The organism is Anaerotignum neopropionicum (genome assembly GCF_001571775.1).
GTDB lineage: Bacteria > Bacillota > Clostridia > Lachnospirales > Anaerotignaceae > Chakrabartyella > Chakrabartyella neopropionicum.
Window position 1 is genome coordinate 51,958 of the sequence record NZ_LRVM01000008.1, and the last position, 25,901, is coordinate 77,858.

At 41.6% G+C, this 25,901-nt stretch carries 21 protein-coding genes; all 21 read left to right on the top strand.

The window, feature by feature from the left end:
- Positions 1–4 precede the first annotated feature (4 nt).
- The 21 genes from purF to CLNEO_RS11700 all read left to right on the top strand — a co-directional run bounded on the left by purF (position 5) and on the right by CLNEO_RS11700 (position 25,441).
- Positions 5–1,465 carry an amidophosphoribosyltransferase gene (gene purF / locus CLNEO_RS11600; RefSeq protein ID WP_066089091.1) on the top strand — a complete coding sequence of 487 codons (1,461 nt, stop codon included), beginning with the start codon at positions 5–7 and terminating at the stop codon, positions 1,463–1,465.
- The gene (gene purM, locus CLNEO_RS11605) at positions 1,449–2,486 is read left to right on the top strand and encodes a phosphoribosylformylglycinamidine cyclo-ligase (RefSeq protein WP_066089094.1); all 1,038 of its coding nucleotides are present in this window, start codon (positions 1,449–1,451) and stop codon (positions 2,484–2,486) included. The genes purF and purM overlap by 17 nt, the downstream gene beginning before the upstream one ends.
- Entirely contained in the window at positions 2,480–3,088 is a 609-nt protein-coding gene (gene purN / locus CLNEO_RS11610) for a phosphoribosylglycinamide formyltransferase (protein ID WP_066089100.1), read from the top strand. The genes purM and purN overlap by 7 nt, the downstream gene beginning before the upstream one ends.
- A gap of 1 nt (position 3,089) precedes the next feature.
- On the top strand, positions 3,090–3,809 hold the full coding sequence (locus CLNEO_RS11615; protein ID WP_066089103.1) for an IMP cyclohydrolase: 720 nt from the start codon (positions 3,090–3,092) through the stop codon (positions 3,807–3,809).
- A gap of 12 nt (positions 3,810–3,821) precedes the next feature.
- Positions 3,822–5,258 (top strand): adenylosuccinate lyase, encoded by a 1,437-nt coding sequence (purB, locus tag CLNEO_RS11620; protein WP_066089106.1) that lies wholly within the window; start codon positions 3,822–3,824, stop codon positions 5,256–5,258.
- Positions 5,259–5,551: 293 nt separating this feature from the next.
- Positions 5,552–6,736 carry a phosphoribosylaminoimidazolecarboxamide formyltransferase gene (locus CLNEO_RS11625; RefSeq protein ID WP_066089271.1) on the top strand — a complete coding sequence of 395 codons (1,185 nt, stop codon included), beginning with the start codon at positions 5,552–5,554 and terminating at the stop codon, positions 6,734–6,736.
- Positions 6,737–6,755: 19 nt separating this feature from the next.
- Positions 6,756–8,018, top strand: coding sequence for a phosphoribosylamine--glycine ligase (purD, locus tag CLNEO_RS11630; protein WP_066089110.1), 1,263 nt, complete (start codon positions 6,756–6,758; stop codon positions 8,016–8,018).
- A 2-nt stretch (positions 8,019–8,020) separates the two neighbouring features.
- On the top strand, positions 8,021–11,710 hold the full coding sequence (locus CLNEO_RS11635) for a phosphoribosylformylglycinamidine synthase (protein WP_066089113.1): 3,690 nt from the start codon (positions 8,021–8,023) through the stop codon (positions 11,708–11,710).
- 458 nt (positions 11,711–12,168) lie between these two features.
- Positions 12,169–12,879: a FadR/GntR family transcriptional regulator gene (locus CLNEO_RS11640; RefSeq protein WP_066089116.1), complete on the top strand. Its 711-nt coding sequence runs from the start codon at positions 12,169–12,171 to the stop codon at positions 12,877–12,879.
- A 237-nt stretch (positions 12,880–13,116) separates the two neighbouring features.
- A complete protein-coding gene (gene dctP, locus CLNEO_RS11645; protein ID WP_066089119.1) occupies positions 13,117–14,166 on the top strand; it encodes a TRAP transporter substrate-binding protein DctP in 1,050 nt (349 codons plus the stop codon).
- 259 nt (positions 14,167–14,425) lie between these two features.
- Entirely contained in the window at positions 14,426–14,929 is a 504-nt protein-coding gene (locus tag CLNEO_RS11650; protein ID WP_066089122.1) for a TRAP transporter small permease, read from the top strand.
- On the top strand, positions 14,926–16,209 hold the full coding sequence (locus CLNEO_RS11655; RefSeq protein WP_066089126.1) for a TRAP transporter large permease: 1,284 nt from the start codon (positions 14,926–14,928) through the stop codon (positions 16,207–16,209). Before CLNEO_RS11650 ends, CLNEO_RS11655 begins: the two co-directional genes overlap by 4 nt.
- Before the next feature lie 326 nt (positions 16,210–16,535).
- Positions 16,536–17,534, top strand: a complete 999-nt coding sequence (locus tag CLNEO_RS11665; RefSeq protein ID WP_330382595.1) for a thiamine pyrophosphate-dependent dehydrogenase E1 component subunit alpha — start codon at positions 16,536–16,538, stop codon at positions 17,532–17,534.
- A complete protein-coding gene (locus CLNEO_RS11670) occupies positions 17,531–18,511 on the top strand; it encodes an alpha-ketoacid dehydrogenase subunit beta (protein WP_066089133.1) in 981 nt (326 codons plus the stop codon). Before CLNEO_RS11665 ends, CLNEO_RS11670 begins: the two co-directional genes overlap by 4 nt.
- 17 nt (positions 18,512–18,528) lie before the next feature.
- Positions 18,529–19,773: a dihydrolipoamide acetyltransferase family protein gene (locus tag CLNEO_RS11675; RefSeq protein ID WP_083531991.1), complete on the top strand. Its 1,245-nt coding sequence runs from the start codon at positions 18,529–18,531 to the stop codon at positions 19,771–19,773.
- A 329-nt stretch (positions 19,774–20,102) separates the two neighbouring features.
- Positions 20,103–21,812, top strand: coding sequence for a dihydrolipoyl dehydrogenase (gene lpdA / locus CLNEO_RS11680; protein WP_066089136.1), 1,710 nt, complete (start codon positions 20,103–20,105; stop codon positions 21,810–21,812).
- Between the two features lie 15 nt (positions 21,813–21,827).
- Entirely contained in the window at positions 21,828–22,706 is an 879-nt protein-coding gene (locus CLNEO_RS11685; RefSeq protein WP_066089139.1) for an NAD(P)-dependent oxidoreductase, read from the top strand.
- Positions 22,707–22,860: 154 nt separating this feature from the next.
- Complete coding sequence (locus CLNEO_RS11690; RefSeq protein WP_066089142.1) at positions 22,861–23,328, top strand: PPC domain-containing DNA-binding protein; 468 nt, start codon at positions 22,861–22,863, stop codon at positions 23,326–23,328.
- A 31-nt stretch (positions 23,329–23,359) separates the two neighbouring features.
- Complete coding sequence (locus CLNEO_RS15880; protein WP_157723557.1) at positions 23,360–23,518, top strand: hypothetical protein; 159 nt, start codon at positions 23,360–23,362, stop codon at positions 23,516–23,518.
- A 202-nt stretch (positions 23,519–23,720) separates the two neighbouring features.
- Positions 23,721–24,473 (top strand): MBL fold metallo-hydrolase, encoded by a 753-nt coding sequence (locus CLNEO_RS11695; protein WP_066089145.1) that lies wholly within the window; start codon positions 23,721–23,723, stop codon positions 24,471–24,473.
- Positions 24,474–24,493: 20 nt separating this feature from the next.
- The gene (locus CLNEO_RS11700; protein WP_162266476.1) at positions 24,494–25,441 is read left to right on the top strand and encodes an AEC family transporter; all 948 of its coding nucleotides are present in this window, start codon (positions 24,494–24,496) and stop codon (positions 25,439–25,441) included.
- The last annotated feature ends 460 nt before the right edge of the window (positions 25,442–25,901 follow it).

Sequence of the window (25,901 nt, forward strand, 5' to 3'; positions counted from 1 at the left end):
TAACATGTGTAAGAATGAAATTCATGAGGAATGTGGTGTATTCGGCGTTTTTGGGAAAGAAACTGCCACAGTAGCGGCGACAACCTATTATGGGCTGTTTGCATTACAGCACAGAGGGCAGGAAAGCTGCGGCATTGTAGTAAACGATGATGGTGTTTTTCGCTTCCATAAGGACCCGGGCTTAGTAAATGATGTTTTTACGCCGCAGGTTATGGCATCCTTGGGGGAGGGCAATATGGCAATTGGCCATGTACGCTACGGCACAACAGGTGCCAACGACCGTACCAATGCCCAGCCTATTGTTGTGAACCATGTTAAGGGGAAATTGGCGTTGGCCCATAACGGTAATTTGGTGAATTCTTTTGAATTAAGACAGGAATTGGAATTACAAGGTTCTATTTTCCATACAACAAGTGATACAGAAGTTATTTCTTATGTGATTACCAAAGAAAGATTGAATGCACCCTCTATTGAGGAGGCGGTAAACCGTGCAATGAACCGTATCAGAGGTGCATTTTCTTTGGTGATTATGTCTGCTTCTAAAATGATAGCGGCAAGAGATGAAAACGGCTTTAGACCCTTATGCTATGGAATTACAGCAGAGGGCAGCTATGTTGTTGCATCCGAAAGCTGTGCGCTGGATGTTGTGGGTGCCACGTTTATTCGTGACATTCGTCCCGGAGAAATTGTAGTTTTTGATTGGGAGGGCGTTCGTACCATCACAGATCACTGTGATAAGGTAAAGCCTACGATTTGTATTTTTGAATATATTTATTTTTCCAGGCCAGACTCTCGTGTGGAGGGGAGAAGTGTACATGATGCAAGAGTAAGAGCGGGTGCTTGTCTTGCAATGGAGCATCCGGTGCAGGCAGATGTAGTCATTGGTGTTCCCGATTCCGGCTTAGATGCAGCCATTGGTTATGCAAGGCAGTCTGGCATTCCTTATGGCATTGGTTTTATTAAAAACAAATACATCGGACGCACGTTTATCTCACCCGGTCAGAAGGTTCGTGAGGATAAAGTGAAAATTAAATTAAATGTGATTGCGGAAACAGTAAAGGGAAAAAGGGTTGTTTTGGTTGACGATTCCATTGTAAGAGGAACAACCTCAGCGCGGATTGTAAAGCTTCTTAGGGACGCAGGAGCAACAGAGGTGCATATGCGTTCTTCGGCACCCCCTTTCCGTTACCCTTGTTTCTATGGCACTGACGTGGACTCTCAGGAGAATTTGATTGCTTGTAACCATACAATAGCAGAAATTCGAGATATGATTGGCGTGGACAGCTTGGGCTATTTAAGCCTAGACCATTTGAGTATGCTGATTGGTACCCCCAATGGTGAGGGTTACTGTGCATCCTGCTTTGATGGGAAATATCCCACAGAAAAACCCACAGAGGCTGATAAAAACAGATTTGAATATAAGCTCAGTGAGAGGAGAAAAAAACAAGATGAAGAGTCAGAGTGAGAGCTATAAAGCAGCAGGTGTGGATATTGTAGCAGGATACCAGGCAGTTGAACTGATGAAGCAGCATATTGCAAAAACAATGACAGCAGGGGTAATGTCCGATATTGGGGGCTTCGGCGGTCTTTTTGAATTGGATATGACAGGAATTACAAAGCCTGTTTTGGTAAGCGGTACAGACGGTGTGGGTACAAAGCTGAAATTGGCATTTTTGATGGACAAGCATGATACTGTTGGCATTGACTGCGTTGCTATGTGCGTAAACGATATTATCTGTGTTGGTGCAAAGCCTTTATTCTTCTTGGATTATATTGCCGTGGGCAAAAACTTCCCTGAAAAAATTGCCTCCATTGTTTCCGGTGTTGCGGAAGGCTGTGTACAGTGCGGTGCGGCGTTAATCGGCGGAGAAACAGCGGAAATGCCCGGCTTTTACCCAGTGGATGAATACGATTTGGCGGGCTTCTCCGTTGGCGTTGTGGATAAAGCGAAAATTTTGAATAATAAGACAATCAAAGAGGGGGATGTGCTGATTGCATTGCCCTCTAGCGGCGTGCATTCCAATGGTTTTTCCTTGGTACGCCGTGTATTTGATGTAGAACATACAGATATGAAGGCACCAGTTGCAGAATTGGGCGGCAAGTCCTTAGGGGAAACCTTGCTGACACCTACAAAAATTTATGTAAAGCCTATGCTGGCTTTGTTTGAAGAGGTGACGGTAAAGGCAGTTTCTCATATTACAGGGGGCGGTTTTTACGAAAACATTCCCAGAAGTATTCCTAAGGGCTTTGGGGCAAGGATTCATAAAGACGCATTGCGCACTTTACCTATCTTTGATTTGCTTGCAAAAAAAGGTAATATTCCTGAAAGAGATATGTTTAATACCTTTAACATGGGCGTTGGCATGAGCGTTGTTGTAGCAAAAGAGGATGCCCCAAAAGCATTGGAAATCTTAAAGTCAAACGGCGAGGACGCATACATTATGGGTGAAATTGTTGTTTCCGAGGAAGGTGTCGTAATATGCTAAAAACAAAAATTGCAGTTTTTGTTTCCGGCGGCGGCACTAACCTTCAGGCATTGATTGATGCCGAAAAAAGAGGAGAAATTCCAAACGGTGAAATTGCTTTGGTTTTGGCAAGCAACGACAGTGCATATGCATTGACCAGAGCGACAGAAAACGGCATAAAAAGCGTTGTTGTAAAAAGAAAAGAATTTCCCTCCCAAGAAACCTATGAAGAGCGGATGAAAGCCATTTTAGACGAAAACGGAATTGAAATGATTGTTTTGGCAGGCTTTATGTCTTTATTAAGCGAAGATTTTACTTCTCTTTATTCCAAAAGAATTGTGAATATCCATCCATCCTTGATTCCTTCTTTTTGCGGTAAAGGCTTTTACGGCTTGCACGTTCATGAGGCTGCTTTGGAATACGGCGTAAAGGTTACGGGCGCAACGGTGCACTATGTGAATGAAATTCCCGATGGCGGTGAAATTATTCTCCAAAAGGCAGTGGATATTTTAGCGGGAGACACCCCAGAAGTGTTGCAAAAAAGAGTCATGGAAGAAGCGGAATGGGTGCTTTTGCCCAAAGCAGTGGAAATGGTAGCCTGTAAATTACGGAAAGGAAACTGATATGGATATTTATAAATTGAACTCCATGAAGGATTTGGTGAAAGACAACCCTTACGTTGGCAGAGGGATTGTGATTGGGAAAACAGTGGACGGAAGCAAGGCGGCAGTTGCATATTTTATTATGGGTCGCAGTGAAAATAGCCGTAACCGTGTTTTTATTGAAAACGGTGAAGAAGTAATTATCAAGCCCTTTGATGAATCTAAGGTGGAAGACCCTTCTTTGATTATTTATTCTCCTATTAAAAAGTTGGAAAATAAGTTGATTGTAACAAATGGTGATCAGACGGATACCATTTATGATTATGTGAAAGCAGGAAAAACCTTTGAAGAGAGCTTGGAAACAAGAGAATTTGAGCCAGACGTACCCAACTTTACACCCAGAATCAGTGGGATGCTGACATTTTCAGATGGTGACTTTGCCTATAAAATGAGTATTCTGAAAAGTACCGATGCAAAGGGCAGTGGTTGTAATCGATATACCTTTGCGTATCCTGGGTTTGATGGCTTGGGACATTTCATTCATACCTATGCTGGCGATGGCAACCCCTTGCCTACGTTCCAAGGCGAACCCGAAAGAGTGGCAATCCCTGAAAAAATTGATGCATTCGTACAGGATATTTGGGAGAACTTGAATGAAGAAAATAAAATCTCTCTTTATGTGAGATATATTGACTTGAAAACAGGAACCATTGAAAACCGTATGATAAATAAGAATAAGTAAGGAGATTGAGATATGAATACTACAAAGGAAATTTATCTTTCCCCCTTTTCAACCAGATATGCCAGCAAGGAGATGCAAGCTGTTTTTTCCGAGAGCTTTAAGTTCCGTACTTGGCGCAAGCTTTGGATTGCTTTGGCAAAAGCGGAAAAAGCTTTGGGTCTTGAAATTACTGATGATCAAATTGCGGAATTAGAAGCGTTCAAAGATGATGTTAATTTTGAGGTTGCGGAAGCAAGAGAAAAAATTGTACGTCACGATGTAATGAGCCATGTGTTTGCTTATGGTCAGCAATGCCCCAAGGCAGAACCCATTATCCATTTGGGCGCAACCTCCTGCTACGTTGGAGATAACACTGACGTGATTATTTTAAAAGAGGCATCTCTTATTATTTTGAAAAAAGCGGCTCAGGTAGTTAAAAATCTTTCGGAATTTGCGGAAGAGTACAAAAGCCTTCCCTGCTTGGCATATACCCATCTTCAGCCTGCGCAGCTGACAACAGTGGGCAAAAGAGCAACCCTTTGGATTTATGAATTGTGTCAGGATATTCATGAAATGGAACATCGCTTGGAAGAACTGCTTTTATTGGGTTCCAAGGGCACTACAGGTACCCAGGCAAGCTTTATGGAGCTGTTTGAAGGGGACGAAGAGAAAATCAAGAAGATGGAAGCAATGATTGCCACGGATATGGGCTTTAAGGGCTGTGTTCCTGTTTCAGGGCAGACCTATTCCCGTAAAGTAGACGCTTATTTCTTATCAGTACTTTCTGGTTTTGCCCAGAGTGCTTATAAATTTTCCAATGATATGCGTATTTTGCAGTCTTTTGAAGAAATGGAAGAGCCTTTTGAAAAAAATCAGATTGGTTCCTCTGCAATGCCTTACAAGAGAAACCCCATGAGAAGCGAAAGAATTTCCGCTTTGGCTCGTTATGTTATTGTGGATTCCTTAAATCCTGCTTTAACCGCAGGAACCCAGTGGTTTGAAAGAACCTTGGATGATTCTGCAAACAAGCGTATTTCCAGCGCAGAGGCGTTTTTGGCGGTGGATTCCATTTTAAATATTTACATGAATGTAACAGCCGGCTTGGTGGTTTATGATAAGGTTGTGGAACGTCGTGTGATGGAAAAACTGCCCTTTATGGCAACGGAAAACATCATGATGAAATCCGTGAAAAAAGGCGGCAACAGACAGGAATTACATGAAGGATTGCGCACCCACTCCCATGCGGCGGCGGCAAAGGTAAAGCTTGAAGGTGGTAAGAACGACTTAATTGAAAGAATTGCGGCGGACGATGCATTCCCCTTGACCTTGGAAGAAATTCAAGCGGAATTGAATCCGGCTTTGTATATCGGCAGAAGTGCATCACAGGTAGATGAGTTTATAAAAGAGGTAGCGCAACCGATTATCAAAAAATGGCATGATGCAGAAATTCAAGCGGAGTTAAAGGTATAAAGAAATATCTTGGAGGCGCTGCCTCCAAACCTCCCCAAGGGACGAGTCCCTTGACCCACCTTAACCCGCATAGAATGCGGGTTATATAAAAGTTTTTGGTCTTGCTTTTTACAAAAAGCAAGCGGGTGGTCATCACTTTTGCTACGCAAAAGCCAGCTTTGCTGTCTGCCCTATCTTGGGCAGTGAGTGGGTGGAACCCAAGGTTTGCCTACGATATGGGGTTCGGGGGCAGAGGCCTGAGGGCTTTTCCTTTACTAGAATACGAATTTATCTTGGACGGGGGAATTTTAAAAATGAAAGAATTTGAATTAAAGTATGGCTGTAATCCAAATCAGAAACCGGCGAGAATTTATATGGCTGATGGTAGCGAACTACCTATCAAAATTTTGAGCGGAAAACCTGGATATATCAATTTTTTGGATGCCTTTAACAGCTGGCAGTTAGTAAAGGAATTAAAGGAAGCCTTGGGTCTGCCTGCGGCAACCTCCTTTAAGCATGTAAGCCCCACTTCTGCGGCGGTAGGGACACCCATGAGCACAGATCTGAAAAAGGCCTGCTTTGTGGGGGATATTGAAGGCTTGGATGAATCCCCTATTGCTTTGGCTTATGCAAGAGCAAGAGGGACAGATCGTTTGTGTTCCTATGGTGACTGGATTGCGTTAAGCGATGTTTGTGATGCAGTAACGGCAATCATGATTAAGAGAGAGGTTTCGGACGGTATCATTGCACCCGGTTACACAGCAGAGGCTTTGGAAATTTTAAAAGCCAAAAGAAACGGTTCCTATAATGTTGTGGAAATTGATGCTGATTTCCTTCCCGAAGAAAAAGAGGTCAAGCAGGTTTTTGGCATTACCTTCGAACAGGGAAGAAATAACTTTAAAATTGACAAGGCACTTTTGGAAAATATTGTAACAGATAATAAGAATTTGACGGAAGAAGCAAAAAGAGATTTGATAGTTGCTTTGATTACCTTAAAATATACCCAGTCTAATTCCGTTTGCTTTGCAAAGGATGGACAGGCAATTGGTGTTGGTGCCGGTCAGCAGTCCCGTATTCATTGCACTCGTCTTGCAGGAAGCAAAGCAGATATTTGGCACTTACGTCAGTGCGAAAAGGTGTTGAACCTGCCATTTTTGCCTTCCATAGCTCGTCCTGCAAGGGATAATGCCATTGATATTTATATTTCTGACGATTATGAGGATGTTTTGGCAGACGGCACTTGGGAAACGATTTTCTCTGTAAAGCCTGAACCCTTGACAAGAGAAGAAAAGAAAGCATACCTTGCTACAATCAAAGGCGTAGCTTTAGGCAGTGATGCTTTCTTCCCTTTTGGTGACAATATCGAAAGAGCGGCAAAAAGCGGCGTTTCCTATATCGCAGAACCCGGCGGTTCTATCCGTGACGATAATGTGATTGAAACCTGTAACAAATATAACATGGTAATGGCGTTTACAGGGATGCGATTGTTCCATCATTAAGAAGCGGAGGGCATTTAGAATGAAAGTTATGGTAATTGGCGGTGGCGGCAGAGAGCATGCCATTGTGAAGAAAATCAAAGAAAATTCCAATGTAACTGAGCTTTTTGTGCTGCCTGGTAACGGTGGGATTGCCCAAGATGCTACTTGCGTGGATATTGGCGTAAAGGAAGTAGAAAAAATCGTTGCCTTTGCAGTGGAAAATAAAATCGAGTTTGCTGTAGTAGCTCCGGATGATCCCCTTGTATTAGGTGTTGTGGATGCGTTGGAAAACGTTGAAATTCCTTGCTTTGGCCCCAACAAAAGAGCGGCGATTTTGGAGGGAAGCAAGGTTTTCTCCAAAAATTTAATGAAAAAATACAACATCCCTACGGCAGAATATGAAGTGTTTGACGATATGGCAAAGGCTTTGGAATATTTGGAAACAGCACCCATTCCTACGGTAATTAAGGCGGATGGCTTGGCCTTGGGAAAAGGGGTTGTGATTGCGGAAACAAGAGAAGCGGCGAAGGCTGCCGTTCGTTCCATGATGGAGGATAAAATTTTTGGCGCTAGCGGTGATCATATTGTCATTGAGGAGTTTCTCACAGGCCCCGAGGTTTCCGTCCTTGCCTTTACCGACGGCAAAACCATGATTCCCATGGTTTCCTCCATGGATCATAAAAGAGCGTTGGATGGAGATAAGGGCTTAAATACAGGGGGCATGGGCACGATTGCACCAAACCCGTATTATACAGATAAAATCGCCGCAGAATGTATGGAAACCATTTTTCTGCCCACCATGGAGGCAATGAATCAAGAGGACAGAACCTTTAAGGGCTGTTTGTATTTCGGCTTGATGCTTACCCCTAATGGCCCAAAGACAATCGAATATAACTGCCGTTTTGGTGATCCCGAAACACAGGTTGTATTACCACTGTTGGAAAGTGACCTTTTGACCATTATGCAGCATATCGCAAAGGGTACCTTGGCAGAAGCAGAGGTGAAGTTTGGAGAAAAAGCTGCCTGCTGTGTAATTATGGCTTCTAACGGTTATCCCGGAAAATATGAAACAGGGTTCCCTATTACTTTACCCGAAAACAGCAACCAGATTTATGTTGCAGGGGCAAAAATCAAGGATGGCGTTATGGTAACAGGCGGCGGACGTGTATTGGGTGTGACGGAAGTGGCTAATTCCTTGGAAGAAGCAATTGGGAAGGCGTATGAAACAGTAAAAACCGTAAAATTCGAGAATGCATATTACCGCAATGATATTGGTAAAAAAGCTTTAGCAGCGGAGGTGTAAGCATGGTTTACAGAGTTTATGTAGAGAAAAAACAAGGGCTTACAGCAGAAGCAGATGCTTTGCGCCATGATATTGTAAGCTTGCTAGGCGTTGAAAGCTTGACCGATTTACGCCTTTTCAATCGCTATGATGTGGAAAACATTGAAAAGGATTTATTTGAGTATTGCAAAACCACTGTTTTTTCCGAACCTCAGCTTGACGATTTAAGGGAAGAATTGCCTGGGGAGCATGCAGTTGTTTTTGCAGTTGAATATTTGCCGGGGCAGTTTGACCAAAGAGCAAATTCTGCGGCAGAATGTATTCAGATTATTTCTAAAAAAGAAAGACCCTTGGTGCGTACGGCGAAGGTTTTTTTCCTGTATGGAAAGCTGACAGAAGAAGAGATTTCTGCCATTAAAAAATATGTAATCAACCCTGTGGAAGCCAGAGAGGCGGCCTTGGACACCTTTGAAACCTTGGCTGTGCAGTACGAAATCCCCACAGAGGTGGCGACGATTGACGGGTTTCTTACATTGGACGAGGCAGGCCTAGATGCTTTTGTAAAGCAGATGGGCTTGGCCATGGATTTGGATGACATTAAGGTTTGCCAGGCTTATTTTAAGCAAGAGAACAGAAATCCTACCATTACGGAAATCAAAATGATTGATACCTATTGGTCTGATCATTGTCGTCATACAACCTTTTTAACAACGATTGATGATATTCAGTTTGAGGACAGTCTGCTACAGTCTGCTTACGAGGAATATTTGAAAACTAGAGAAGCAATCGGGCGTACAAAACCCATCAATTTGATGGATATGGGCACCATTGCAGCAAAGTTTTTAAAGCAACAGGGAAAACTAACCAAGCTGGATGAATCCGAGGAAATTAACGCTTGCACGGTGAAAATCGATGTGAATGTTGAGGGTGAAACTCAAAAATGGCTGTTATTATTCAAAAATGAAACCCATAACCATCCCACAGAGATTGAGCCTTTCGGTGGTGCGGCTACCTGCGTGGGTGGCGCAATTCGTGATCCGTTGTCGGGACGTTCCTATGTATATGCAGCAATGCGTGTAACGGGTGCGGGAGACCCCACGGTACCTGTTTCCCAAACTATCCCAGGAAAGCTTCCTCAGCGCAAAATTGTAACCACAGCGGCGGCAGGCTACAGTTCTTACGGAAACCAGATTGGCCTTGCCACAGGTCAGGTGGATGAAATTTATCATCCCGGTTATGTGGCAAAGAGAATGGAAATCGGCGCAGTCATTGGTGCGGCTCCTGCGGAAAATGTGCGCAGAGAAGAACCTATTGACGGGGATATTATCATCCTTTTAGGGGGACGCACAGGTCGTGACGGCTGTGGTGGCGCAACAGGCTCCTCCAAATCTCACACTGTAGAATCCTTAGAAAGCTGCGGCGCAGAGGTACAGAAGGGAAATGCACCAGAAGAAAGAAAATTACAGCGTCTGTTCCGTAACCAAGAAGCGGCGAAGTTAATTAAGCGTTGCAACGACTTTGGTGCTGGCGGTGTATCTGTTGCTATCGGTGAATTGGCACCGGGCTTAGTGATTGACTTAAATGCTGTACCAAAAAAATACGAAGGACTTGACGGAACAGAACTGGCAATCAGCGAATCTCAGGAGAGAATGGCCGTTGTTGTTGCGGCAGAGGATGTGGAACGTTTTAAAGAATTGGCTTATGGTGAAAACTTAGAGGCTACTGTGGTTGCAGAGGTGAAGGCAGAGCCACGCTTGATAATGCATTGGAATGGCAAGAATATTGTGAATATTTCCCGGAAATTTTTGGATTCCAATGGTGCGGAAAAGCACATTTCCATTGCACCTGAGGCACCCAAAGCCATTACAAAGGAACTTCCTACAAGTTTTAAAGAGGGATTTTTGGCAGTGGCGGAGGATTTGAATGTCTGCTCCAAGCGAGGGCTTTCCGAACGATTTGACTCTACCATCGGCGCAGGAACTGTACTCATGCCTTTTGGCGGAAAAACCCAGAGAACCCCGATTCAAGCAATGGTAAATAAGGTTTCCGTGGAGAAAAAGGATACCACGACCTGTTCCTTAATGGCATGGGGATACAATCCTTTTATCGCCGAGGCAAGTCCTTACCACAGTGCATATCTTGCTGTTGTGGAATCGGTGACAAAACTTGTGGCAACAGGAGCAAAGTTTGAGGATGTTTATTTATCCTTCCAGGAATATTTTGAAAAGCCTTTGAAGGTCGGAAAACGCTGGGGCAAGCCTTTGGCGGCATTACTGGGTGCTTTTATGGCTCAAAAAGGCTTGGAAATTGCTGCCATTGGCGGCAAGGACTCCATGAGTGGCAGTTTTGAGCACATTGATGTACCACCTACCTTGGTATCCTTTGCGGTAACAACGGAAGAAATAAGCAATATTATTTCTCCTGAGTTTAAAGGTGCGGGGCATAAGGTTGCTTTATTATTGCCTGAATATGATGAAAATGGCTTACCTACCACGGAAAGCTTAAAAGCAAACTTTGATTTAATTAATCAATTCATGAGAGCTGGCAAGGTTTTGAGCGCATACACACCCACCTATGGCGGGGTGGCAGAAGCTATTTTAAAAATGTCTATGGGCAATGAACTTGGTTTTACCTTTGCAGAAGGGATTTCCTTGGATACAGTATTCGGGTATCAATATGGCGGATTTCTATTGGAAATGGCAGGAGAAATTGAGGAAGGCATTCTTCTTGGTGAAACAACCGAAAAGCAGGCAATTGTGTGCGAAAAAGAAGAACTTCCTATGGGAGCGTTGATTGATCTTTATGAAGGGAAGCTTGAGAAGGTTTTTCCTTGTAATATTTCTGAAAAATCAGAAGGAATTCCTACCTTTACCTTTAACACAGAGAAAAAGTATCAGGCGAAGCTCTCTTTTGCCCAGCCGAAAGTGTTGATACCTGTATTCCCTGGTACAAATTGTGAGTATGATTCGGCTAAGGCGGTGGAAAGAGCTGGGGCAAAGGCTGAGATTTTTGTCATCAACAACTTATCTGCGGCGGGAATTAGTGATTCTATTCAGAGATTTGCAAAAGAGGTTCAGAATTCCCAGATGATTTTTATTCCCGGAGGTTTTTCCGGCGGAGATGAACCTGACGGTTCCGGTAAATTTATTACGGCGTTTTTCCGTAATCCTGAAATCAAAGAAGTTGTAACACAACTTTTAGAGGAAAAAGACGGGTTAATGTGCGGAATTTGTAATGGATTCCAAGCACTTATTAAATTGGGATTGGTTCCTTTTGGGAAAATAATGGATACAGATGAAACATGCCCTACCCTTTCTTATAATACAATTGGTCGTCACCAATCAAAATTGGTACGCACCAGAATTGCTTCCAACAATTCCCCTTGGTTAATGAATGTGGAACCGGGAGAAATTTTTACCGTCCCTGTTTCTCATGGAGAAGGAAGATTGTTGGTTGATGCTGAATTGGTGAAAGAATTAGCAAAAAACGGCCAAATTCTCACCCAATATGTGGATGACAAAGGAAATGCAACGAATAAAATTCAGTACAATCCAAATGGATCCGTTTCGGCAATTGAAGGATTGATTTCACCGAACGGTCGGATTATTGGAAAAATGGGGCATTCAGAGCGAGTTGGTGATAACTTGTATCAAAATGTACAGGGGAAGTATGATATGAAATTGTTTTTATCAGCAGTACAATATTATAAATAAATTATTGACAATCTCCAAAATATCCCGATAATATAATTATGTCGGGATATTTTTTTAATATGATAATACAAAATGGGAGGTCGGGATATTAAAATAAAAGAGTATTTGTCATAAAATATAAAAAAGTTTTCGCTGTGAATTTTTTAAAATTTTTCGTGGAATACTAACAAAGATTATTAAGTTTTAAAGAAAAACATGGTCTTTTTCAACACAAATGCACAAAAAAAATAAGGTGTATGGTCAATACTACAAATTTTTGTATAAATATTTGTACAAATCGGAAATTGCAATTTTCGGAGTTGTATGATAACTTATAGTACAAGTAATACATGGTGTACGATAAGTATTAGAGCAGTTTTTTAAAGCATCTACGAGAAGAGCCTCCGACAGAATGTTCCGTATTTTCGTGTTGTTTTTGAAACGAAAAGGGGCCATGCAAAAGACTAGGGGAGAGAATCATGGATTACTATAAGGGTAGATTGTCATTAAGTGACGAGGTTTATAATCAAATATTGAACCAGGTTACCAGTGGTGAATGGAAAGTTGGAGATAAGCTGCCTTCTGAAAGCAAGCTTTGCAGTATGTTTGGCGTGAGCAGAACGAGCGTAAGGGCTGCGTTGCAAAATTTGCAGGGCAGTGGAATTATCGTTACAATGCAAGGGGTTGGCTCCTTTGTACATAGAAATCCGGCACAGGGTGTCTTGAATGAGGAACCTGTAGAGGCTTTAAAAGCATCTGATATTACAAGTGAGGAATTTAAAGAGTTTTTTGAGTTTCGACAAGCGGTTGAGTTTAAAGCAATTGAATTTTTTGTAAGAAGATCTACAAAGGAAGATGAAGCAATTCTTAAAAATTTGGTTGAAAAAATGCAGGAAGCTGGAAAAACCGATGATCGCGTTGCTTTTACGAAATATGACTTTGAATTTCATATGGCAGTGATAGAAGGGGCAAAAAATGTGTTTTTGTATAATTCCATGTTGAATTATAAAGATATATTCTTTCATTATATGGAAGAAATTACCCGTCTGACGGATAAACCTATTTCCGTATTGGCGGAGGAACATGTGGAATTATATACCTATCTGGTAGAGAAGAAACCAAAATTGGCGAAGGATTACTTATTCTGTGATAATACGTATTATCATGTTGCGTATTTTAACGGGCGCTAATTTTACGGCATACTAAATAATTTAATAAAAAGGGAACAGAAAGGGCATATTTGCCAGAGTATGGGACTTTTTATAAATGTATGTGCCAGTGGCATATACGCGAAAGCAAGCGTTTTCTCAGCGCTAAGAAACAAATGAGTGGCTGTTTATTGTTTATAAAGTACAATAAAGGACAATTTTGCAGCCGAAAAGTAAAATTGGAAAAATCCAAACAAAACAATGAGGAGGGTAAATGAAATGAAAAAAAGATTATTAGCGGGCATTATGTGTGCTGTTATGGCTCTGGGCGTTGCAGGTTGCGGCGGAAGCGGTAGCAGCAGTGCAGGTAACAGTAACAGCGGTGGTGAGGTTAAGGCGGTAAACCTGAAAATGGCGGTAACACCTTCTGAAACCAGCGTATGGATGGTTGCTGCAAATGAGTTTAAAAAATTAGTTGAGGAACGTACCGAAGGAAGATATACAGTAACAATTTATGGAAATGAGCAGTTGGCAGCAGGCGATCAGACAAAGGGTGTTGAAATGTTGTTCAACGGCACAACAGACGTTGATCTTCATTCTTCTATGATTATCTCAAACGTAGTGCCTGAATTGTCTGTAATCAGTATGCCTTGGTTATTCCCTAATGGCTATGACAGTGTTGATGAATATCTTTTCAACGATGGTGCTGCAGGTGCTGAATATGTTAAAAAAGCAATTGAAGCAAAAGGCGCTCATGTAGTTGGTATCGGTGAAAATGGTTTCCGTCAGATTACAAATAACAAGCGTCCTATTACAAGCGCAGCTGATATGGCTATGTTGAAGATCAGAGTTCCTGCAATTTCTTTATTGTTAGATGTATTTAAGTCTTTGGGTGCTGATCCTACACAGATGCCTTTCGGTGAAGTATTTACAGCTTTACAGCAGGGTGCAATTGATGGTCAGGAAAACCCTTATGACACCATCAGATCCGCAAAAATTCAGGAAGTGCAGAAATACATGACAATTTGGAATTACTGCTACGATCCAATTATCTTAAGCGTTAGCGGTAACATCTGGAACAAATTGAGCGATGCAGACAAGGCTATTTTCGAAGCAGCAGGTAAAGAAGCATGTGCAGCTCAGGTTTCCGCTTCCAGAGCTATGGATGCTGAAATTATTGAACAGTTCAAGGGTATCGGCGTAGAAGTTAACGAATTGTCCCCTGAAGCAATCGAAGAAATGAAGGGCGTTGTTGCTCCTATCTACGATCAGTACAAAGAAAAATTTGGCGAAGAAGCATTTGCTGCTTTTGGTTACGCTTTCCAATAATTTTTTAAGCAATTAAACAATTTTATTGAAGGACCACGAAAACGTAGTGTCGAGAGGGCAGGCGCACTGACCTTGCCCTCTCTTTTTTTGCAAGAGTAATAAAACAGTGGGAATAAAGAAATGTTTTTTAAAAACGAAAGAAAAGAGTGCGCTAAAAGACTAAGGTATAATATTAATTATTCTGTACTAAATATTTTTTAGAAGCAAAAAGTTATTTGGCGTGTATTTCAAATAAAGAACGAAAGAAAGGTGGAGAAAGATGAAATTGCTTGGCAAAATACTAGATTATTTTGAAGAATCGCTCATCATTATTATGATGACGTATATGGCAATTATGAACTTCCTCAACGTTGTATTTAGATATTGTTTTTCCAGTTCCTTTTCTTTTACAGAGGAGTTGACAGTTACAGTATTTGTATGGGTAACGATGTTGGGTGTTGCGGCTGGATTTAAAAGATACGCTCATTTAGGTATGAGCTTTGTCGTTGATTTATTTCATGGTAAGGCTAAAGCCATGTTTGCATTATTTGGCGTAATTTGCAGCTTGGTTTTTATGGTGCTGGTATTTTACTATGGCATTGTAATGGTACAAGGTCAGATTGCTATGGGCGCAAGAACTCCTGTTTTGCAATTGCCACAGGCGGTTCAGGGGCTTTCCATGCCAGTTGGTGCAGCATTTGTAATTATTCGTGTACTGCAGGCTGGCTCTCGTCAGGTGAAAGCTCTGTGGAATGAAGAGAAAGATGGGGGGGCACAGGTATGATGACTTTAATTTTATTTGGTTTGTTCTTCCTGCTGGTGTTCTTGAATGTACCTATTGCAATTTCCCTTGGTATGGCGGCATCGATCGGTTTGATGTATGGTCAATTTCCTCTTTCTGTTATTCCAAGTATCTTGTATTCCGGTACAGCTAAGTTTACCCTGCTTGCAATTCCATTCTTTATTTTAGCGGGTAGCATTATGGAATATGCGGGCATTTCCAGACGCTTAATTCATTTTGCAAATGCTTGCGTTGGTCATAGAAAAGGCGGCTTGATGGCAGTAGTTGTAATTGTAGCATGCTTCTTTGCTGCAATTTCCGGTTCCGGCCCAGCAACTGTTGCAGCCATCGGTCCTATTTTGATTCCTGCAATGGTAAAAGCAGGCTACGGCAAAAATATGCCTGCTGCATTGGTTAGTGCTTCCGGTGCAATCGGTATTATCATCCCTCCCAGTATTGCATATGTAGTGTATGCTTCTTGTACTGATGTATCTGTAGGGGCTTTGTTCACTGCAGGTATTGTTCCCGGTGTTCTTGTAGGTGTTGCTTATTATATGGCGGCTGCCTGGGATTCTAGAGGGAATAAGGAAATTATTCCTCAGCCTAAAATGAGCACTAAGGAAAGAATGGTTGCTTTTAAGGATGCTTTCTGGGGATTAATGACACCTGTTATTATTTTAGGCGGTATTTACGCAGGTGTGTTTACACCAACAGAGGCAGCCGGCGTTGCAGTTATTTATGGTTTGATCGTTGGTATCTTTATTTACAGAGAAATTAAACTGAAGGATTTGTATCATATTTTCATTGAATCCGCTGTATCCTCCGCAACTGTAATGTTTATCATTGCTGCTGCAGCTGTATTTGCATGGATCTTGACAACAAGCCAGATTGCAAGTCAGCTATCTCAGATAGTGCTTTCGGTAAGTGATAATAGATATGTAATCTTACTGTTAATCAATATTATATTCTTGATTGCAGGTTGCTTCCTTGATGCAAACTCTGCATTCTACATTTTGTTGCCAATCATGGTTCCAGTTTTGAATGCAATTGACGTAAGCTTGCTTCATGCCGGTGTATTCTTAACCGTTAACATGGCAATTGGACAGATTACACATCCTGTTGGTATCAACCTTTATGTTGGTTGTAACGTGGCGGACATCCCTGTTGCAGATATCTGCAAGAAGATTATTCCTTTCCTCATCGCAGGTATTGTTGCACTCTTCTTGTTAACATTTGTACCTCAGATTTCGCTGTTCTTACCAAAGCTGATTGGACAAATCTAAAAGCTTTTAGCTAATTAAATTGGTTTACAGGTGCTGCTCTAAACGGCAGCACCTGAAAATAAAATTCATACAAACGATGAAATATGTTAGTTACAAATGATAAAATGCATTTGGGAAACCAAAGAAATAAAAAATAAGGTTAGCCGTAAAAAAAGAAGACGGCTTTTCATTTACTCTTTGCTTGTATTACAGGTGATAGAGGTTAAGCACAACCAACATGATAAGTTACAAGTTGGCAATTGTGATGCAGATTTTATTGGAATTGAAAGCAATGTTACAAAACATAATAAATATTACAATTAAAACTTAAGAAAAGGGTGATTTCATTGGCTAAAAAGAAATATTCTAAAGAAATGCTTATGGACTTGTATCGTACAATGGTTCGTATCAGAGCTTTTGAAACAAGAGCTGCTGAATGCTTCACAAAAGGTATGCTTGCAGGTAATATTCATTTGTGTATCGGCCAGGAAGCAGTTGCAGCAGGTGCTTGCTATGCACTTGACAAGGATGATTACATGGCAACAACACACAGAGGACATGGCCACACAATTGCAAAAGGTGGTCAGTTAGATAAGATGCTTGCAGAATTATTCGGCAAGAAAACAGGCTATTGCAATGGCAAGGGTGGTTCTATGCACATTGCGGATGTTGACGGTTTGCATCACTTGGGCGCAAACGGTATCGTTGGTGCCGGTATTCCTATTGCTGCGGGTTCCGCTTTGGCATCTAAAGTTTTAGGTGACAAGCATGTTACACTTTGCTTTTTTGGCGATAGTGCTTCCAACCAGGGTACTTTCCATGAAGCAATCAACATGGCTGCAGCTTGGAAGCTTCCTGTGGTTTTCCTTTGCGAAAATAACAACTACGGTGTTTCCACAAACATTCACTCCGTAACAAATACAGATACCATTGCTGTACGTGCAAAAGGCTATGACATTCCTGGAAACACAGTTGACGGTAACGATCCCGTTGTTGTTTATGAAGCAGTAAAAGAAGCAGTTGATTTTGCCAGAGAGGGAAATGGCCCTTCTATCGTTGAATGTATGACATACCGTCATCAGGGACACTATTGTGGTGATCCTGCTAACTATCGCCCAGCAGAGTATATGGAACTTGCCCACCAGGATGACGGCATTCCTAATATGAGAGCAAAATTGTTAGAAGAAAAGATTGCAACGGAAGAAGAATTAGTGGCATTAGAAGCTGAAGTAGCAGCTGATATGGAAGCAGCTTATGAATTTGCTGTTAATTCCGAATACCCCGATCCTTCCGAAGCTACAACCGACGTGTATAGCTCTGACAATGAAAGGAGTGTTGTAAGATGAGCAAGAAATTAAGCATCAGCAAGGCAATTGGTGAAGCTTTGCATGAAGAAATGGCAAGAGATGAAAGAGTAATCATCCTTGGTGAAGATATGGGCAAAATGGGTAACGTATTTGGCATCACCGTTGGCTTCCAGGAGGAATTCGGCGAACACAGAGTATACGATACACCAATTTCCGAATCCGGCTTTTGCGGCATGTCCGTTGGGGCAGCCATGAGAGGCCTTCGCCCTGTAGTAGAATTAATGTATGATGACTTTATTATGGTTGCTGCTGATCCAATTATGAATCAGGCAGCAAAGATGAGATATATGACAGGTGGTCAGGCAACCGTTCCTATGGTACTTAGATTGCCTATGGGCGCAGGTAGAAGAAATGCAGGTCAGCATTCTCAGTGTTTGGAAAATGTCTTCTGCCATACACCTGGTTTGAAGGTTGTTGCACCTTCCACAGCTGAAGATGCAAAGGGACTTTTGAAATCCGCTGTTCGCGATGATGACCCTGTTATTTTCTTGGAGCATAAGCTGTTATATGCAAAAAAAGAGGATTTACCTGAAGGCGAATACACAATTCCTTTGGGTGTTGCTGATGTGAAAAGAGAAGGTACTGACTTAACAATTATTACTTGGAGCCGTGAGGTATACTTTGCATTGGAAGCAGCTGAAGAATTAGCAAAAGAAGGTATTAATGTTGAAGTTCTTGACCTTCGTACCTTGGTTCCTTTGGATTGGGATGCAATTGTGAAGTCTGTAACTAAGACACACAATGTCATTGTCCTTTCTGAAGAAGTAAAGAGAGGCAGCTACGCAGGTGAAATTTCTGCTCAGATTGCAGAAGAATTGTTTGATGAATTGGATGCACCTGTAGAACGTGTTTGCGGTCTGAATATTGTTTCTCCTTTCAGCCCTACACTGGAGGATGAAAACTTCCCTCACCCTGCAGATATCGTAAAAGCAGTGAAAAAAGTTTTGAATAAGTAATTTAAGGAGGGAAAATCATGGCTTTTGAAGTAAAGATGCCTCAGCTGGGACTTACCATGGAAGAAGGAACAGTAACCAGATGGGTAAAACAAGAAGGCGACACAGTTAAAGCTGGTGAAATCATTTTAGAAATCACAACAGATAAATTGACAAGCGAAGTGGAAAGTGAATTTGACGGCACATTGTTGAAGATTGTGGCTGGAGAAGGTGAAGACATTCCTGTAAAAGGTTTGTTGGCATATATTGGTGAACCTGGTGAAGCAGTTGGTGGTGCACAAGCAGCACCTGTAGCAGCACCTGTAGTAGAAGCAACACCTGTTGCAGCTGCTCCTGTAGCAGCAGTGGCTGCACCCATTGTAACAGCAAATGGCAGAATTAAAATTTCTCCTTTGGCAAGAAAAACAGCAGCAAAAATGGGTGTGGATTATTCAAGCGTAAAGGGTTCAGGCCCCGCAGGTCGTATCGTTCAAAAAGACATTTTGGCAGCAGCTCAGAATGCACCTGTAGCAGCACCTGTTGTAGCTGCTCCTGTGGCAGCACCTGCACCTGTAACAGCATCCGGCGCTATCGATTTGATGGATGGTGACGAAGTTGTAAAATTGGCGGGCATGAGAAAAGTTGTTGCAGATCGTATGGCGCAATCCCGTAGAGAAATCCCCAGCGTAACACAGAACGTAAAGATTGATGTTACAAACTTAATGAAATTCCGCAAGCAGGTAAATGAAGACCTTGGCGTAAAATATTCCGTAAACGACTTCATTTTGAAGGCAGTTGCAAAGGCGTTGAAAAACAACAAGCACATCCTTGTTACGTTGGATGGTGATAAAATCATTAAGCGTGCCCATGTGAATATTGGTATGGCAGTTGCATTAGACGAAGGCTTGATCGTTCCTGTTTTGAAGGACATTGACAAAATGAGCCTGGAAGAAATTTCTGCCACAGCAAAGGATTTGGCTGAAAGAGCAAGAACAAATAAACTGAATATGGATGAATACAAAGGCTCTACCTTCTCCATCTCTAACTTGGGTATGTTCGGCGTAGAAACCTTTGATCCTATTGTAAATCAGCCTGATTCCGGCATCTTAGGCGTATGCGCAGTGCAGGATGAATTGGTAATGGATGATGAGGGCAATATTTCCAAAAGACAGTTTATGCGTATTTCCTTCACCTTCGACCACAGATTGATTGATGGTGCAACAGCTGCCAAATTTGAATTGGCTATTAAAGAGCTGTTGGAAAATCCTATGAAAATTTTACTTTAATTTTTGATATAGTCTAGTTTTTTGCCAGATTACAAAAGATAAAACGCTGAAAAATACAAAAGATAAAATATTGAAATATACAAAAGATAAATGAAAAAGGGAAGCTCTTACAAAAGAGCAAAAGTCAGGCGGCTTTATAGATGCCCAACTCCAAAAAAATAAAAATTCTTTTATTATCCCAAACCGCTATAAAGCTTTGCCGATTGGGAAGTTCTCCTAGATAATAATTTTATCCAAGGAGAGCTTCACTGGCTTTTGCAAAAGCCCTAGTAAAGAAACAGAAAAAGAAGAGTATAGATTAAGTACCAGAAAGATTAGGAGGAATTCAAATGGCAGTAGAGGTAAAAATGCCTCAGCTTGGCTTGACCATGGAAGAAGGCACCGTTTCCAAGTGGGTCAAGAAGGAAGGCGATACCGTAAAAGTTGGTGATATTCTTGTAGAAATCACAACAGACAAACTGACCAGTGAAGTAGCAAGTGAAGCAGAAGGAACACTGATCAAAATTGTTGCTGGCGAAGGTGAAGATGTGCCCGTTAAGGGTATTTTGGCATATATTGGACAAGCCGGAGAAGCCGTTGGAGGCGCTCCTGTAGCAGCTCCTGTAGCAGCTCCTGTAGCAGCTCCCTCACCGAAAAAAGAAGGCAAAACAACGGTGGCTATCATTGGCGGCGGCCCTGGTGGCTATGTTGCTGCAATTCGTGCCGCACAGCTGGGCGGTGAAGTTACACTTATTGAAAAGAATAAATTGGGCGGTACTTGCTTAAATGTTGGCTGTATTCCTACAAAGGTCCTTTTGCACTCTGCAGAAGCGTTGGCCGAAGCGAAAGAAATGGCTCAATTGGGTATCAATGTAGAAGTAAAAGGCATTGACTGGAGCAAGGTTCAGGCGAAGAAAAGCGCTGTAACCAATCAGTTGGTTAGCGGTGTAAGCGGCTTGATGAAAGCGAATAAAATTAAAGTAATTGAAGGCGTTGCCTCCTTTGCTTCCAAGGACACTCTGACTGTAACAAAGAAGGATGGCTCCAAGGAAAATTTAACCTTTGATAAAATTATTATTGCAGCCGGTTCCGTTCCTGCAGTGCCACCGATTCCGGGTGTAAAGGAAAATGCAAGCTGTGTGGATTCCACAGGCGCCCTTTCCTTCGAAGCAGTTCCCAAGAGCCTGCTTGTCATCGGCGGTGGCGTTATTGGTATCGAATTGGCGACAGCTTATTCCCGCTTTGGTACAGAAGTAACCGTAGTGGAAGCAATGAGCAAGCTTCTGCCTATGATGGATGGCGAGTTAACTGCCCAGCTTCGTAAAATGATGGAAGCAAGAGGCATTAAGATTATGACAGATGCAAAGGTTCAGTCCGTTGAAGCTTCTGGCACAGCTACAAAGGTAAATGTAGAGGTTGGCGGTAAGGTTGAAGCCTTTACAGCAGAAAAAGTATTGGTTGCTGTTGGCAGAAGAACAGATACGGAAGCATTGAATTTGGATGCAGTTGGTATTGCCAATGACAGAGGCCGCATTTCTGTAAACGATAAAATGGAAACAAATGTTGCAAACGTATATGCAATTGGCGATTGCTTAGGCAAGGTTATGCTTGCCCACGTGGCATCTGCTCAGGGTGAAATTGCCGCAGAAAATGCATTGGGTGAAGATGTGCTTTATGATGGTGCAACCAATCCCTCTTGCGTATATACTGATCCTGAATTTGCAGGAGTTGGTTTGACAGAAGAAAAAGCAAAGGAATTGGGAATCGGCTTTAAGGTAGGAAAATTCCCTCTGATGGCCAATGGAAAGGCCTTGATTATGAATGGCGGCGTTGGTATGATTAAGTTCATCATCGGCGAAGAATATAAAGAAGTATTGGGCGTTCATATTCTTGGCCCCAGAGCAACAGACTTAATTGGAGAATGTGCTTTGGCGGTTGGCATGGAGGCTACTGTAGAAGATATTATCGCAACAATTCATGCCCATCCAACTGTAACCGAAGCGGTTAGAGAAGCAGCCCTGGCAGCTGAAAAGAGAGCAATTCATATTCCCAATAAATAATTAGGAGGGACGTCAATGAAGAAGGTTGGTTTTATTGGAATGGGTATCATGGGCCTTCCCATGGCTACTAATATTTTGAAGAAAAGCGGTTGCTCTGTGGTAGGTTTTGACGTGGTTGAGGCTTCCAGAATTAAATTTGCTGAGGCTGGTGGTTTTACAGTTGCAGACATTCAGGAAGTTTATGAAAATTGTGATGTGATTTTCTTGTGTTTGCCTAAAAATGAATTGGTAGAAAGTGCGGTAAAAGAGATTATTGCCCACGGTAAAAAAGGTACAATTATTATTGATTTTAGTTCAACCTTCCCCGGTGTAATCCGTAAGCTGTACCCAGAAGTAAAAGCAGCCGATATGTCGTTGATTGACTCTCCCGTGAGTGGTGGGGAAATAGGTGCAGTTGCAGGCACTTTGGTTGTAATGTGCGGTGGCGATAAGGAAGTGTTTGATGAAGTAGAAGATTTGATTGGCTGTGTTGGGAGCCGAGTAACCTACATGGGCGCTAGTGGATGTGGAGATGTGGCAAAGCTGGCCAATAATATGATTGTTGGCTGCAACTTGATTGCTGTTTCTGAAGCATATGCCTTTGCAGTAAAAGCAGGCTTAGATCCCGAAGTATTGTTCAATGCAATTAAGGATGGCTTTGCACAGAATGCAGTTATGGATGTGAAGGTGCCTAAAATTATCAGCAGAGATTTTAGTGCAAGCGCAAGAATAGCAGTGCACCAAAAAGACATGAAAAATGCTGCACAGCTTGCCAAGGATATGGATGTAGACATTCCTATGTCCGCCCTTGTTTTGCATTATATGAACAGGATGGATGAAGCCGGTTTGATTAATGAAGATCAGTGTGCCCTTGTGAAAATGTTTGAACAAGACATGGGTATAGAGGTAAAATAAATATGTAAGTGAAGGGAACGCTGAGAGCAGTCTTGTTCCTGAGAAAAATCCCTTTGTATTTTGAACTTCATAACCGGAGTTTATTGTCTGGAGGGATTTTTCATTATTATAGGATGATTTTTGTGAGAGATGAGAGTTTGAGAGGAGCGAAATTATGATTTCAACTGCACAGGGTAATATCAAAAGAATCGTTGCTGCAAGAATGAGCCCCGGTGAGGATGTACTTTTGGGGCTTGAAAAAATCTGTAAGGACTACGGCATTAAAGACGGTGTTATTTTAAGCGGTATTGGCAGCTTGGATGGGGCACAGTTTTTTAATCCCGTGCCATTGAAGGAGAAAAAGGCTGGTTATGGTTATGGTGAACCTATTATTTTAAGAGGTCCTATTGAATTGGTAGGTCTGGCTGGTATGATTTGCCATGATGATAAGGGTGAAACGCTGCTTCATGTACACTATAGCTTATCAGACCAGTATGGCACAGGTCATGGCGGCCACTTGATTGAAGGCAATAAGGTGCTTATGACAGTGGATGTCATCATTGGTGAAGTGGATGGCATTGAAATGGGCAGAGGCTACGACGAGGATTTGGAAGTATTCATTTTTGCACCCAAGCAGAAATAATTAGATAAGGCTTGCTTTTTATGAGGGAAGCGTGGTCGAAACGTTAGAACGTAGACAAAGTCAAAACCTTGAGGGCTTTGCCCTCAAACACCCACAAGGGTTTGGGTCAGCACTTTGCGCTGCAAAGCTGTCCTACGGACAGATGGCACTTCTTTGCCATTGCAACCTTGACCCTTTAGAAACCGCATAGTTATGCGGTTTCAATAAAAATTTTTGGTCTTGCTTTTTTCAAAAAGCAAGCAGGTGGTCATCACTTTTGCCACGCAAAAGCCAGCTTCGCTGTCTGCCCTATCTTGGGCAGTGAGTGGGCGGGTCCAAGGTTTGTATTCAGTCTGGGGCGGCTTTTTAGCCGCCTTATTTTAAAAATGTCTAAATTGGTTTGGAGAACATTTATGGAGCAAAAAAGCTATGCCGTATTGGTATCTAACGCTGCGGTACTTGTGGTTCATAAGGGCGTGCGGATATTATTGGACGGGTTGTATAAGGATTTGGGAAAGAACTTCACGGATTTGCCGGAATGGGCATGGAAGTTGATGAAAAAGGGAAAAGGCGAATTGGCAAATGTGGATTATTTATTATTTTCCCATTCACATTATGACCATTACTATTCGCCGTATTTTATGGAATATATGGCAGTAAATGAGGTAAAGGGAATTTGCTTTCCTCCAATTGATGATACAATGGGGTTAGCAGCTGCTGAAGCTGAATTTGCCCATAAGATTATAGAGCTTGATGAGAATCATGAGGCCATTTTGGAGCAGGGCATAGGGCTAAAGGTTTTTACCACAAGACATGTGGATAAAAAATATTACGATGTGCCAAATCAATGTTTTCGTTTAGACTTGGACGGTATAAAGCTTGCATTTTTATCCGATGTTGATTATTTTGAGGAGGATTTTGCGAAGCAAAAAGATTTTACCGCAGATATTGCTTTTGTAACGCCTATTTTTTATAATCATCCTAAGGGACGGAGAATATTGCGTGATGTTTTGAAGGTCAAAGAAACGGTGATTTATCATCTGCCATCCCCTGAGGATGATCGGTTTATGTACTATAAAATGGCGCAAAGAGATGTGGAAAAAAATGTGCAAGACGGGGAAATGGTTTTAATTTGGAATGAAAGCGGACAAAACCTCTCCTTTTAAACATAGAAAGAAGGGTTATGGTGGAAAATCTAATATTTGCTTTTAATGCAGTTGCGCCATCTTTTTGTATTGTAATTTTGGGCAATGTGTTAAAGCGAAGGGGTTTTTTAACAGAAGATTTCGTTACAAAAGGGAATCAACTTTGTTTTAATGTCCTATTCCCACTGCTGGTATTTTTTAATCTTTACGATGCTGTAAGTATTGATTTTACTTATATTAAAATAATTTTGTTTTGCATTGGAGTTATTTTTATTTCGGTTGGTGTATTAACTGTGAGTATTCCCAGATTTGTAAAAGATCGCCGCAAAATTGGCGTTATGATACAATGTATATACCGAGGTAATTTTATGCTATATGGATTGCCGTTTTCAAAAGCTTTGGGAGGGACCCAAAGCCTTACGCTGGCAACGTCAATTATGGCGGCTACATTACCCATATTAAATATTATGGGGATATTTGTTTATGCTGCTTTTGCTGATACAGCGGAGAAACCAAGTGTAAAAAAAGCCGTTTTCAATGCATTGAAAAATCCTATTATTTGGGGTGTAATTTTAGGTTTGATTTTTTATATTTTAAAGCTGCCTATGCCCAGTTTTTTACATACGTCAGGCAATGATGTTGCCAAAATTGCAACACCTTTAGCCTTTTTATTTTTAGGTGCGCAATTTGAATTCCGTACGGCGAGAAGAAATATGAAAGAACTGGCGATAGGGTTAATTGCAAAATTAATTGTTGTGCCCACCATTTTTTTATGGCTAGCTGTTCATTTTCTTCATTTAAGTGGGGCAGAATTAATTCCCGTATTTATTTTTGTTTCAGCGCCAACGGCAATTACTAATTATCAATTAGCAATACAGTTTGAAGCAGATTATGAATTGGCAGGAGACTATCTGATTTATTCCATGATTTTTTCTGCATTTACGTTATTCTTTTTTATTTATGTATTGCGTAATATGGGGCTGATATAGCCACAGCTTTTGTGCAAAAAGTGAATGGCATAAGGAAAGCCATAATTTTGAAGAAGCATATATATAAGTTTATTGTTATGACTTTTGCCATACAAATAACTATATTATGGAAATACTTAACGGTTTATTTATGGGTAAATAAATCTTTTTTGTGTATACTATTCTCAGGGACATTTTTACTACATGTTTCCGGGAATAAGCTGACGAGGAATCCCTCTTTTGCTGGTTTATTCACGGGTAGGGTTTTTACCTATTCCCGCTCCCAAATTCAACTGCCGAAGGGCAGTTGTTTTTTTGCTTCCAAGGGGTAAGATTTTGAAAAGTAAGTTGACGCAAGAAGACGGTGAAAAAGCTTGTTTAATTTGCAGGTTTATGGTTATGGAAATGGTTATTACAAAAAAGCCCTTCTTTATCATAGGGTATATAATAAAGAAGGGGGAACATGTTTTTTTCAAAGAGT